Origin of the sequence: Saccharothrix lopnurensis (assembly GCF_042658445.1) — a bacterium.
In the GTDB taxonomy this organism is placed as follows: Bacteria; Actinomycetota; Actinomycetes; order Mycobacteriales; family Pseudonocardiaceae; genus Actinosynnema; species Actinosynnema lopnurensis.
The window spans coordinates 110,676-122,715 of the sequence record NZ_JBHSQO010000016.1 but is presented as its reverse complement, the minus strand read 5'-3'; the positions used below and the strand labels follow the sequence as shown (position 1 = coordinate 122,715).

General features: G+C 72.4%; 10 protein-coding genes and 1 riboswitch. Of the genes, 2 read left to right on the top strand and 8 right to left on the bottom strand.

Annotated elements, in window-relative coordinates; genetic code table 11:
- Nucleotides 1–24: 24 nt before the first annotated feature.
- The 6 genes from ACFP3R_RS18065 to metG form a co-directional block, all read right to left on the bottom strand.
- Nucleotides 25–708, bottom strand: coding sequence for a methionine ABC transporter permease (locus ACFP3R_RS18065; protein ID WP_380637384.1), 684 nt, complete (start codon nucleotides 706–708; stop codon nucleotides 25–27).
- Nucleotides 705–1,715 carry a methionine ABC transporter ATP-binding protein gene (locus tag ACFP3R_RS18060; RefSeq protein WP_380637383.1) on the bottom strand — a complete coding sequence of 337 codons (1,011 nt, stop codon included), beginning with the start codon at nucleotides 1,713–1,715 and terminating at the stop codon, nucleotides 705–707. Before ACFP3R_RS18060 ends, ACFP3R_RS18065 begins: the two co-directional genes overlap by 4 nt.
- A gap of 213 nt (nucleotides 1,716–1,928) precedes the next feature.
- Nucleotides 1,929–2,020, bottom strand: a riboswitch (SAM riboswitch).
- A gap of 87 nt (nucleotides 2,021–2,107) precedes the next feature.
- On the bottom strand, nucleotides 2,108–2,989 hold the full coding sequence (rsmA, locus tag ACFP3R_RS18055; RefSeq protein ID WP_380637382.1) for a 16S rRNA (adenine(1518)-N(6)/adenine(1519)-N(6))-dimethyltransferase RsmA: 882 nt from the start codon (nucleotides 2,987–2,989) through the stop codon (nucleotides 2,108–2,110).
- Between the two features lie 10 nt (nucleotides 2,990–2,999).
- Nucleotides 3,000–4,448, bottom strand: coding sequence for a transglycosylase family protein (locus ACFP3R_RS18050; protein WP_380637381.1), 1,449 nt, complete (start codon nucleotides 4,446–4,448; stop codon nucleotides 3,000–3,002).
- A 278-nt stretch (nucleotides 4,449–4,726) separates the two neighbouring features.
- Complete coding sequence (locus ACFP3R_RS18045; protein ID WP_380637380.1) at nucleotides 4,727–5,563, bottom strand: TatD family hydrolase; 837 nt, start codon at nucleotides 5,561–5,563, stop codon at nucleotides 4,727–4,729.
- The gene (gene metG, locus ACFP3R_RS18040) at nucleotides 5,560–7,350 is read right to left on the bottom strand and encodes a methionine--tRNA ligase (protein WP_380637379.1); all 1,791 of its coding nucleotides are present in this window, start codon (nucleotides 7,348–7,350) and stop codon (nucleotides 5,560–5,562) included. Before metG ends, ACFP3R_RS18045 begins: the two co-directional genes overlap by 4 nt.
- A gap of 145 nt (nucleotides 7,351–7,495) precedes the next feature.
- Between metG and ACFP3R_RS18035 the strand changes: the two genes are divergently transcribed.
- Nucleotides 7,496–7,909 carry a hypothetical protein gene (locus tag ACFP3R_RS18035; protein ID WP_380637378.1) on the top strand — a complete coding sequence of 138 codons (414 nt, stop codon included), beginning with the start codon at nucleotides 7,496–7,498 and terminating at the stop codon, nucleotides 7,907–7,909.
- A 142-nt stretch (nucleotides 7,910–8,051) separates the two neighbouring features.
- Here ACFP3R_RS18035 and rsmI read toward each other — a convergent pair whose 3' ends face one another.
- Nucleotides 8,052–8,870, bottom strand: a complete 819-nt coding sequence (gene rsmI / locus ACFP3R_RS18030; RefSeq protein WP_380637428.1) for a 16S rRNA (cytidine(1402)-2'-O)-methyltransferase — start codon at nucleotides 8,868–8,870, stop codon at nucleotides 8,052–8,054.
- 51 nt (nucleotides 8,871–8,921) lie between these two features.
- Between rsmI and ACFP3R_RS18025 the strand changes: the two genes are divergently transcribed.
- Entirely contained in the window at nucleotides 8,922–10,493 is a 1,572-nt protein-coding gene (locus ACFP3R_RS18025; protein ID WP_380637377.1) for a dolichyl-phosphate-mannose--protein mannosyltransferase, read from the top strand.
- A 51-nt stretch (nucleotides 10,494–10,544) separates the two neighbouring features.
- Here the strand turns inward: ACFP3R_RS18025 and ACFP3R_RS18020 are convergent, their stop codons facing one another.
- Nucleotides 10,545–11,939 carry a hypothetical protein gene (locus ACFP3R_RS18020; protein ID WP_380637376.1) on the bottom strand — a complete coding sequence of 465 codons (1,395 nt, stop codon included), beginning with the start codon at nucleotides 11,937–11,939 and terminating at the stop codon, nucleotides 10,545–10,547.
- Between the last annotated feature and the right edge of the window lie 101 nt (nucleotides 11,940–12,040).

The window sequence follows — 12,040 nt, the reverse complement described above, 5'->3', positions numbered from 1 at the left end:
CTCGCGGGGGTGTGCGAGACGAGGTCAGACGGAGGCGTGGCGGCGCCGGTCGACGGCCCGCGCCACGCGGTTGGAGGTGAACTGGATCGCGGTGGCGACGACCGCGAGCACGGCGACCGTGCTCCACAGGTAGCGGTCGTTGAACCGCTGGTAGCCCTCGCGCACGGCGAGGTCGCCGAGCCCGCCGCCGCCGACCACGCCCGCCATGGCCGAGTAGCCGAGCAGGGCGATCGCGGTCACGCCGATGGCGTTGACCAGCGCGGGCAGCGATTCGCGCAGCAGCACGCTGCGCACGATGCGGGTGGTGGAGGACCCGGTGGTCACCGCCGCCTCCACCACCGAGACGTGCACCTCGGACAGCACGTTCTGGACCAGCCTGCCGACGAACGGGATGGCGCCCACGGCCAGCGGCACGATGGCCGCGGTCGGTCCGATGGTGGTGCTGAGCAGGAGCCTGGTCAGCGAGGTGAGCACCACCAGCAGGACCAGGAAGGGCATGGAGCGGCCGAGGTCCACCACGAACCCGAGCACCTTGTGCGCCAGCGGCCGGGGCTTCAGCCCACCGGGTGCGGTGAGCTGGAGCCAGATGCCGACGGGGGTGCCGAGCAGGACCGCGATCAGGGTGGAGACGCCCACCATGTACAACGTCTCGCCGGTGGCGAGCAGGACCTCGTCGAACACGGTGGACCAGGGTGTCGCAGACCTCACGCAGCGACTCCCTGCGGCCCCGTCAGGGTCCGCCGCACCGAGCCGCCCGCCTCCGAGATCCACTCCAGCGCCGAGTCCGAGCGCTCGCCCTTAAGCCCGACGCGGAACCGCGCGACCGGGGTCTCCCCCAGCCTGGTCAGGCCGCCGCCCAGCAGGTTCAGCTCGATGCCGAACCGGTTGGTCACCTCGGGCAGCAGCGCGCCGACCGCGGCGAAGCCGACCAGCACGACGTCGGCGACCCGGTCGTAGGCGCTGTCGACCGCCGGGTTCTGGTCCGCGGCGGGCAGCAGCGACGCGGCCGTGCGGCTGCCGGCGTCGGACACCAGGTCGAGCACCTTGCCGTGCTCCACCACGCGCCCGTCCTCGAGCACCGCGACGTCGTCGCAGATCCGGCGCACCACGCCCATGTCGTGGGTCACCACGAGCACCGTCACGCCCAGCTCGGCGCGGGCCCGGTCCAGCACGGTGAGCACCGAGCCGGTGGTGTCCGGGTCCAGCGCGGAGGTCGGCTCGTCGGCCAGCAGCACCGAGGGCTGCGCGGCGAGCGCGCGGGCGACCGCGATGCGCTGGCGCTGGCCGCCGGAGAGCTGGTCGGGGTAGCTGCCGGCCTTGTCGGTCAGGCCCACCAGGTCCAGCAGCTCGGCGACGCGGGTGCGGCGCTGCGGCCCGGCCACGCCGGCGGCCTCCAGCGGCAGCGCGACGTTGCCCGCCGCGGTGCGCTGGCGCAGCAGGGAATCGCCCTGGGGCACGACGCCGATGCGCCGGCGCGCGGCGCGCAGGGCGGTGCCGTCGAGGGAGACGAGGTCGGTGCCGTCGACGCGGATCGCGCCGCTGTCGGGGCGCTCCAGCAGCGCGACGCACCGGGCGAGGGTGGACTTGCCGGCGCCGCTCGGGCCGACCACGCCGAGCACGGTGCCCGCGGCGACGTCCAGGTTCACGCCGTCCAGCGCGCGAACCTGCCCGGTACTCCCGGGGAAGGACTTGGTGAGGTTCTCGACAGTGATCACGTTTTCACTCCACGACTGCGTGCGGCAGCGCGCGCTCGGGGCGCGGGCGACCGGGGGTCTTCAGCTGGCAGGTGCGTCCGGACGGGGACGCGGCGGTGGGGAGGGGAGGAGCGCCGGGGCGATCAGCTCGTCAGCTGCGACAGCCGGAGACCGTGCGGCGGCCGTGGTCCACGACTCGCCGGCGCGTGAGCATTCGCATCCTGGGCACGTGATCCTCCATCGTTCCTGGCTGAAGCACCTGCCCCCAGGTGGGGTGGTTGCTGCGGCGTCGTGGAGCCAGGTCTCTCGGCCGCTCGGGATGGCAAGTCGAGTACACCTGAAGGACCCCGCCCGACGCAAGCCCGTAACGGAACCGTCCGGCAAATCACACTGATGGCCGAAAAGATCGACGTTTAAAGGGGGGTGACGACCTCGACTATCCGGATGAAGTCTCTGATACCGAGCTTTTCGCCGCGCGCGCCCGGGTCGACCCCGGCGGCCAGCAGCACGCGCTCGGCCTCGGCGGCCGACCCGGCCCACCCGGACAGCGCGCCGCGCAGGGTCTTGCGCCGCTGCGCGAAAGCCGCGTCCACCAACGAGAACAGCGCTTTGCGGTCCACAGTGGACAGAAGCTCGTGGCGCTCGAACGCGACCAGCGCGGAGTCCACGTTGGGCACCGGCCAGAACACGGAGCGGGACACCGGGCCCGCCCGGCGGGCGTCGGCGTACCAGGCGAGCTTGACGCTGGGCACCCCGTAGACCTTGCTGCCCGGACCGGCGGCCATCCGGTCGGCCACCTCCGACTGCACCATCACCAGGCCGGTGCGCAACGACGGCAGCTCGGCCAGCAGGTGCAGCACCACGGGCACCGCCACGTTGTACGGCAGGTTGGCCACCAGCGCGGTCGGCGCGTGCGGCAGCCGCGCGGCCGTGACGCGCAGCGCGTCCGCGTGGACGACGGCGAGCCGGTCGGCCAGGTCGGGCGCGCGCTCGGCGACGGTGACCGGCAGGCGGTCGGCCAGCGCCCCGTCGATCTCCACCGCCACCAGGGCCCGGCACGAGGGCAGCAGCGCCAGGGTCAGGGAACCCAGACCGGGCCCCACCTCCAGCACGACGTCGTCCGGCCGCAGCGCGGCGGAGGACACGATGCGGCGCACCGTGTTCGGGTCGTGCACGAAGTTCTGGCCCAGCTTCTTGGTCGGGCGGACGTCGAGGTCGGCGGCCAGCCGACGGACGTCGGCCGGGCCGAGGAGCGCGCTGCTCCCCGGCCCGGCCGACGATGAAGCTCCGGTCACGCGCCCATTCTTACGGCAGGCCCAGCTTGGACCGGCAGCCGGGCCACGCGGAGTAGCCGCCGCGGGCGTCGCGCAGCTTGGTCGCGATGGCGATCTGCTGCTCGCGGGACGCCTGGTGCGGGTACGCGGCGTACTGGCTGCCGCCGTAGGCGTCCCAGGTGCCCTTGTTGAACTGGAGGCCGCCGTAGTAGCCGTTGCCGGTGTTGATGGCCCAGTTGCCGCCGGCCTCGCACTTGGCCAGCGAGTCCCACACCGCGCCGTCCGGCGGCAGCTTGGTGCCGACCTTGACCTTGCGGGCCTTGGGCTCCTTGGTGATCTTCACGCCCAGCTTCTCGCGGGCGATCTCCTTGCCGTTCTTGGTGGTGACGCGGTAGGTGACGATCTGCTCGCCCGCCGCGCCCTCCTCCACGACCTGCTTCTGGCCCTTCATCATGGTGTCGTCCTTGACCTCCTCGACGGCCGGCTGCACCGGCTCCGTCGCGTTGATCACCGAGACACCGGTGCGGCTGATGTGGACCTCGGCGCCGCTGGTGATGCGCAGGTCCGAGGCCGTCTCCAGCCTGTCGTCCGGGCCCAGGGCGAGGTTCTCGACCCGCATCAGCTCCTCGACCGTCACCGCGGTCGTCCGGAGCTGGCGCGGCTCGTGCCCGCCGTCGTAGAGCGTGATCGTCTTGAGGCTCTTGACCTCCAGGGCCATGCCCGAGAGCGGGACGTCCATGCCGCGCTCGTGGGAGACCCAGGCGCCCTCGTCCTCGATCCTGAGCTGGTCCAGGGCCTCGTCCACGGTGACCGAGCGGACCCAGCCCTCGCGCTGCTCGCCGTCCACGGTGGCCTTGACCAGGCGGCCGCGGTCGAGCGTGATCCGGCCGCCGTCGCCGACCTTGGCCTGGGGGCTCGGGCTCAGGGCGTCATGCGCGCCGACCGTGATGCCCTCGTCGGCGAGGATCTCGCCCACGGTGCCCTCGTAGGTCCGCACGGTCTTGGCCTCGCCGTCCACGTCGACCGTGATCGACTTGTCCATGGCGATGGCGGTCGCGCCGCCGCCGGAGATCGTCACCAGCACGGTGGCGACCGCGGCCTTGAGGAAGCGGCGCTTCCACTTCCCGGCGGCCTCGACCAGGGCGGCGGGCGGGGCGTCGGGCCGCTCGGCGGCCGGGGCGCCCGCCACGCGGTCCTGGGAGACCTCGTCCGGGATGATGATCGGCGGGAGGAGCGTGGTCTCGGCGTTGATGAGCCGGATCAACTCGTCGACGTCGACGTTGGCGCTCGCGAGCAGCTCGTCGGCGTCGGGGCCGAGGACGTCGAGGACGTCGTTCGGCGTGATCGTGAAGACCGCGGTCTCCCAGTTCGCGTTGTCCCACTCGACGGACGCGGTCGGCCGCTCCAGGACGTCGACCGAGGCGGCCGGGACGTCTGTCACGGGCGTAAACCAGTCGGTGTCCTCGTTGAACGAGTTCACGGGGTTCCATACCTCCTGAAGGCGCGAAGTCCCGCAACGCGCACGGTCGTCGTCGGCGGTCAGCTACTGATCTCCGGCAACTCCCGTGCTGTTGGTCCTTCTCGCTTCTGGTGTGTCGACCCGCCCCGACCGCGGGTGCGCCCCGGCACTGGATACGTGGGGCACGGTCACGGGACCGTAACGGGTGTCGGGGGGTTGTGCAAACACCCCGGCGGGACTTGTGAGTTCAGTCACCCCGTCGGCGGTGCGGGGCGGTACTCCGTTCGTCGCAAGGGGCATCAGTGCTGCGCTGCGTCACGGAGCCCGAAGATCCGCTCGGCGTTCCGGGTGATCGCGGAGGCGAGTTCCGCCAGGTCAACCTCACGCAGGGTCGCCAGGTCCCGCAGCGTGTAGTTCGCGCAGTAGGGTTCGTTCGGACGACCCCGGTACGGGTGGGGGGTGAGGAACGGCGCGTCCGTTTCGACCAGCAGGCGTTCCTCCGGCGTCCACCGCGCGGCTTCCCGGAGCGCGTGGGCGTTGCGGAAGGTCGCGGGGCCCGCGAAGGACAGCGTGAAGCCCCGTTCCACGCACCGCCGCGCGAAGTCGAGGTCGCCGGAGAAGCAGTGGAACACCACCTCGGCCGGCGCGCCCTCCTCGTCCAGCACCCGCAGGACGTCCTCGTGCGCCTCGCGGTCGTGGATCATCAGCGGCTTGCCGGTGTCCTTGGCGAGCCCGACGTGCCACCGGAAGGCGGCGCGCTGGTCCTCGGGGGAGGCGTAATCCCAGTAGTAGTCCAGCCCGGTCTCGCCGATGGCGACCACGCGCGGGTGCCCGGCCAGCTCCGCCAGCACGGCCCGCTCGTGCTCGCCGAAGCCCGTGGTGCGCGTGGGGTGCAGCGCGACGGCGGCGAAGACCCGGTCGTCCCACGTGGCCGCCTCGGCGGCCCAGCGGGCGGCCTCCAGGTCGTCGGCGACGGTGATGACGCGGTCGACCCCGGCCGCGGTGGCCCGGTCGAGCAGGGCGGCCACGTCCCGCGGGGTCTTCGCGCCGCAGGCGTCGAGGTGGGTGTGCGCGTCGACCACCGGCGCCGGGAGTGGTTCCGGCGCCGGCGGTCGTTCGCCCCTGCGCCCGGTCACCGGACGATCGGGGCCCACTCGGGGCCCTTCTCGCCCAGCTCCGGGTCGAGCTTCGCGAACAGCGGGGTCGGCTTGTCCAGCGGCCGGCCCACCTCGATCGGCGTGGACCCCCACGTCGCCTGCTCGGCGGCGTAGTCCCCGGTCAGCACGGGGTACTCGCGGTCGGGCACGTCGAGGTCGGCCACCTCGGTGATCTCCGGCTGCGCCGCCCACACGCCCCGGCCGCCCAGCAGCTCGTGCACCTTCTGCGCGGAGTGCGGCAGGAACGGCGTGAGCAGGGCGTTGGCGTCCTGGACGACCTGGAGGGCGGTGTGCAGGACGGTGTCCCGGCGCTCCGGGTCGTCCTTGAGCTTCCACGGCTCCTGGTCGGACAGGTAGCGGTTGGCCGCGCCGACCACCCTCATCGCCTCGGTCGACGCCTGCTTGAACCGCGAGCGGCGCAGGTGGCCGCCGACGACGTCGAACGCGGTACGGCTCAGCGACAGCAGCTCGTGGTCTGCCTCGGTCGGCCTGGTCGGTCGCGGCACCGCGCCCACGTTCTTGTGGGCCAGCGAGAGGGACCGGTTGACCAGGTTGCCCCACTCGTTGGCCAGCTCGAAGTTCGTGCGGCGGACGAACTCCTCCCAGGTGAAGTCGGTGTCCTGGTTCTCCGGGCCGGCGACCGAGATGAAGTAGCGCAGCGCGTCCGGGCCGAACTCGCGCAGGAAGTCGGTCACGTAGATGACCGTGCCGCGCGAGGTGGAGAACTTCGAGCCGCTCATGGTGAGGAACTCGGACGACACGACCTCGGTCGGCAGGTTCAGCGGGCCGAACGAGCCGGGCTCGCCGCCCTTCGCGCCCTGCCCGTTCTGGCCCAGCAGCAGCGACGGCCAGATCAGCGAGTGGAAGACGATGTTGTCCTTGCCCATGAAGTAGTACCCCTGGGCGTCGCCGGTCCAGAACTCGCGCCAGGCGTCCGGGTTCCCGCTGCGGCGGGCCCACTCGACGCTCGCGCTGAAGTAGCCGATCACCGCGTCGAACCAGACGTAGAACCGCTTCATCGGCTGGTCGCGCCAGCCGTCCAGCGGGATGGGGATGCCCCAGTCCAGGTCGCGGGTGATGGCGCGCGGGCGCAGGTCGCCGATCAGGTTCCGGCTGAACTTGAGCACGTTCGGGCGCCACTCGGTGCGCGTCTGGAGCCAGGTGCCCAGGGCGTCGATGAACTGCGGCAGGTCCAGGAACAGGTGCTCGGTCTCGACGAACTTCGGGACCTCGCCGTTGATGCGCGAGCGCGGGTTCTTCAGGTCGACGGGGTCGAGCTGGTTGCCGCAGTTGTCGCACTGGTCGCCGCGGGCGCCGTCGTAGCCGCAGATCGGGCAGGTGCCCTCGATGTAGCGGTCGGGCAGGGTGCGGCCGGTGGACGGGCTGATCGCGCCCATCTCCGTCCTGGGGACGATGTAGCCGTTGCGCCAGAGGGAGAGGAACAGCTCCTGGACGACGTGGTAGTGGTTGCCCGTGGTGGTGCGGGTGAACAGGTCGTAGGACAGGCCCAGGCCGTGCAGGTCCTCGGTGATCACGCGGTGGTACTTGTCGACCAGCTGGCGGGTGGTCAGGCCCTCCTTCTCGGCCTGGACCGAGATGGGGGTGCCGTGCTCGTCGGAGCCGGAGACCATGAGCACCCGGTGGCCCGACATGCGCATGAAGCGGGAGAACACGTCGGAGGGGACACCGAAACCGGAGACGTGACCGATGTGGCGGGGGCCGTTGGCGTAGGGCCACGCCACCGCGGTCAGCACGGAGGCACTCATGCGTTAAGCCTACGGAGGGGGTGCGAGCGGGTTTGCGCGGGTGGGCGGGTCGGCCCGGACGGGTGACGCGGCCGTTAACGATCACCCCCCGCCGGTCGATGTGCAGCGGTACCCACCTCCGAGCCCACCATTTCCGGGAGCACGCGTGTCGAGCCCTTACCCGCCGCAGTTACCGCCGCAGGGCCAGCCCACCGACGGGTGGCACTACCCGACCGGGCCGCAGTCCGGGCCCTACCCGCCACCCGGTCCCGACCCGGAGTCCGGCTCCTACCCGGTCCAGCCGTACCAGCAGCCGACGTACCCCTACCCGGTTCCCCCGCCCTACACCGCTCACCAGCCCTACCCCGCTGCCCAGCCGTACCCGCACCAGCAGCCCTACCCGCCCCAGCAACCGCCGGTCTTCGTGGTGGCGCCGCAGATGACGCAGATGACGCACGTCAGCGTCCGCGCCGGCGGCGGCACGAACCACGCGTTCCACCTGGTCATGACGCTGCTGACGTGCGGTCTGTGGCTGATCGTCTGGGTCGTGGTGGCCATCGCCAACAGCGGGAAGGGGTGAGCGCCGGGCGGTAGCGGGTCCGGGGAGGTCGGCGGCGAGCGCGGCCGGCCGCCCGGTCGGCCTGCGGGTCCCCCTCCGCGCGGGGCCGCCCGGCTCGCGGTGGTGAGCCCCCGGACGAGGGCACCGGCGCGCACCCCGCCGGTCACCCCCCGCTGATCGCGGCGTCGTACAGCGCCTTCTTGCTCACCCCCGCCGCCGCCGCGACCTCCGCCGCCGCCGTCTTCAGCCGCTCGCCGTCGGCCACGCGCTGCTTCACCTCGGCCACCAGGGACCCCATCGAGGGACCCTCGCCGGGCTCGGCCGGCGCGAGCACCACGGTGACCTCCCCGCGCACCCCGTCGGCCGCCCACTCGGCCAGCTCGCCCAGCGTGCCCCGGCGGACCTCCTCGTAGGTCTTGGTCAGCTCCCGGCACACCGCCGCCCGCCGGTCGGGGCCCAGCTCCGCCACCGCGTCCGCCAGGCTGTCGGCCAGCCGGTGCGGCGACTCGAAGAACACGCAGGTCCGGGGCTCGTGGGCCAGGCCGGCGAACCAGCGCCGCCGCTCGCCCGCCTTCCGGGGCGGGAAGCCGTCGAAGCAGAAGCGGTCGGACGGCAGGCCCGAGACGGCCAGCGCGGTGGTCACCGCGGACGGGCCGGGCAGGCACGTGACCCGGATGTCCTCCGCCGCGCACGCCGCCACCAGCCGGTAGCCGGGGTCGGACACGCTGGGCATGCCCGCGTCCGTCACCAGCAGCACCGTCGAGCCCTCCCTGAGCGCCTCCAGCAGGCCGGGCAGGCGGGCCTGCTCGACCTGGTCGTAGAAGCTCACCACGCGGCCCGAGGGGGTCACGTCGAGCGCGGCGGCCAGCGACCGCAGCCGCCGGGTGTCCTCGGCGGCGACCACCTCGGCCGTCGCCAGTGCGTCGACCAGGCGAGGCGAGGCGTCCCGAACGTCTCCGAGCGGAGTAGCCGCCAGCACCAAACGGCCTGATCCCGATACAGGTCTCACACCGCTCACCCTACGATCGGCCTCGTGAGCCTGATCGCACCGCAGTCCGCAGACGACGTGGTCGCCCCCGGGGAAGTGCCGGCGGCCGGCCCGCCACCGGGCAACGACCGCGAGTCGCGGGCCCGCTCGCTCGAACCCGGCCCGGTGAGCGCCCCCCTGCGGGGCTGGCTGATCACCCTGGCCGTGGCGCTGGTCGGCGGCGTGGTGCGGTTCTGGAACCTCGGGTTCCCGACCGACAAGGGCACCCCGATCTTCGACGAGAAGCACTACGTGCCCCAGGCGGCGCAGGTGCTGCGCAACGGCGGGTACGAGGACAACGCCGGCTACGAGCTGATCGTCCACCCGCCGCTGGGCAAGCAGCTGATCGCGATCGGCGAGTGGCTGTTCGGCTACGACGGCGTGGGCTGGCGGTTCGCCTCGGCGGTGGCGGGCACGCTGACCATCCTGCTGGTGGTGCGGATCGCGCGGCGGCTGACCCGGTCCGACCTGATCGCGGCCATCGCCGGCGTGCTGCTCATCGCGGACGGCCTGAGCCACGTGCAGTCGCGGATGGGGATGCTCGACGCCGCCCAGGCGTTCTTCGTGGTGGCCGCGTTCGCGTGCCTGGTGGTGGACCGCGACCAGGTCCGCGCCAGGCTGGCGGTGGCGGTGCGCGAGGGCTGGGTGACCGACTCGCCGTACGGGCCGTGGCTGGGTTTCCGCTGGTGGCGGTTCGCCGGGGGCATCTCCCTCGGCCTCGCGTGCGGCGTGAAGTGGTCCGGCCTGTGGTACATCGCGTTCTTCGGCGTGATGTCGGTGCTGTGGAGCGCCACGGCGCGGCGGGCGGCGGGCGTGGAGCGGCCGTGGCTGGGCTCGTTCGCCAAGGACCTGCTGCCGTCGCTGTTCGCGCTGCTGGTCGTGCCGCTGGTGGTCTACCTGGCGACGTGGTGGTCGTGGTTCGCCTCGGAGACCGCCATCGACCGGCACGTGGTGGGCTCGAAGCTGCCCGACGACTCGTGGGTGCCCGACCCGCTGCGGGCGCTCTGGTACTACAGCTCCAACGTGTTCGAGTTCCACACCAACCTGGTGACGTCCGCGACGAACCAGCACCCGTGGGAGTCGAAGCCGTGGACGTGGCCGATGGGCCTGCGGCCGATGCTCTACTACTTCGAGGGCGCGGTGACGGGCTGCGGCGCGGCGACCTGCGTGGGAGCGATCATGCTGGTCGGCACGCCCGCCATGTACTGGCTGGCGTTCCCGGTGCTGGCGTGGGCGCTGTGGCAGGCGATCAGCCGGCTTGACTGGCGGTACGCGGCGGTGCTGGTCGGGTACGGCGCGGGCTTCCTGCCCTGGTTCATCAACGTCGACCGGCAGATGTACCTGTTCTACGCGTTGCCGATGGCGCCGTTCCTGGTGCTGGGCATCGCGCTCGCGCTGGGCGAGGTGCTGGGCCGCGCCTCGGACGGCCCGGAGCGCCGCGGCACGGGCCGCCTGGCGGTGGCCCTGTACGTCGGCCTGGTGGTGGCCAACTTCGTCTGGCTGTGGCCCATCCTCAACGGCAACCCGATCACCCCCGAGCTGTGGGACGCCCAGAAGTGGCTGCCGTCCTGGAACTGAGCCCGCGGTGACGGCGGCGGTCCCGGCCGCCGCCGTCGCGCCCCCGCCCGGTCAGGCCGGGGATCCGGCGGGCCCGGGAGCGGCCGCCGTCCTGGCGGTGACCTCGGGCCCGTCCTGCGAGGACGGCGCGGTGGACACCAGGGCGGGCGGCACGTCGGCGGGCGGCGTGAACACCTCTTCCGGGCGGATGCGCGGCGGCGTCGTCGACGTCCACGGCCTGAGGTTCTGCACGACGTTCTCGTAGAAATCGGTCACGGCATCGAGCACGGAATCGATGAACGAATTCCGACCCGTTCCGCGCTTGCTCCCCATCGGCGTCGTGGTGGCCACCCGGAAACCGCGGATCTCCTTCGCGGGATCCACCACGAGAACCGCCGGATCGGTCCTCACCACCCGCAGCAGCTCCGACGCGCCGGCACCGCGCCCGTGCAGCGTGAACGCCTCCAGCCGAACGGTTTCCGGGGCGTCCCTCAACTGCCGGACCAGCCAGTTGACCCGCGTGGTGGGACGGCCTTCGCGGGGACCGTCGAAGTCGACGTGGCAGACGACCCGACCCGCGCGCAGGTCGGCGGTCACCTGGAGGGTGCCGACCGTGCCCGGGATGCGGATGCCACCGGTGAGGCGCCCGTCGGAGACGAGCTGCCCGACCTGCGAGGTGACGCGCAGCTGGGGCTCGGCCAGCTCCTTGCGGGTGAGGGCGGGCGTGACCTCCGCGCCGAGGCGACGGCCGAGCTGGAGGCAGGCGAAGCGGATCAGCGCGTCGAAGCGCACCGCGACCTCGGGGGCGGCCTTGTCGGTGGCGCGCAGCGTCCCGGCCTGGATCGCCTCGCGCAGCGGGACCCACGAGGCGCCCATGTCCTCGAACGCCATCGCGCCTGATCGCGGGTGCTCCAGGTAGCGGATCAGCTCACCGAGGATCCACGCCTGGTCCGCGTCGGCGACGCCCCGGTGCTCCTTCTGCACGACGGCCTCGCAGAGCACCTGGGTCCACGACCAGTGGTGCAGGGCGACCTTCTTCAGCTTGCGCCGGTCGACCGGCGTCGGGTGCAGGCCGGGCAGCGCCGGGATCTGGTTGGAGATCGTGACCACCGCGTCGAAGCCCTGCTCGCGGGCCACGTCCAGGTAGTTCTCCAGCTGCTCGGCGCGCAGTTCGTTGTTGCCGGTCTTCACCTCGACCAGCGCGGTCCACGACCGCTGGCCGCGCACCACCCGGATCAGGCCGTCCGGGATGAGCCTGCGCCCCTCGAACTCGAAGGGCACCTCGATGAACGTCTGCACGGCCGCCGCGGGGGCGCCGAGCGGTTGCGTGAGGGTGCGCCCGAATTCACGCACCGCGGACATCACCGCGAGCAACGCGGAAGTCGCTCGGCGTTCCTGTTCCTCCGCGCCGTTGATCCCCGAAGTGGGAATCAGCCGGGCGGCGTGCCAGCTTTCCTCGGACGACATCGGCCACCTCGCGCATCATTCCCGGCCACACCGATCACCGCCTTTTTCGGGAGCGGCCGGGCAGGTGTTACCGGAGCACCGCGCGTTCACCCTTTTGCCGC

Excerpts from the sequence above, each read along its gene's own strand:
- ACFP3R_RS18020 (WP_380637376.1), bottom strand. The coding sequence starts at position 11,939 with ATGTCGTCCGAGGAAAGCTGGCACGCCGCCCGGCTGATTCCCACTTCG.
- metG (WP_380637379.1), bottom strand. The coding sequence starts at position 7,350 with ATGAGTGCCTCCGTGCTGACCGCGGTGGCGTGGCCCTACGCCAACGGC.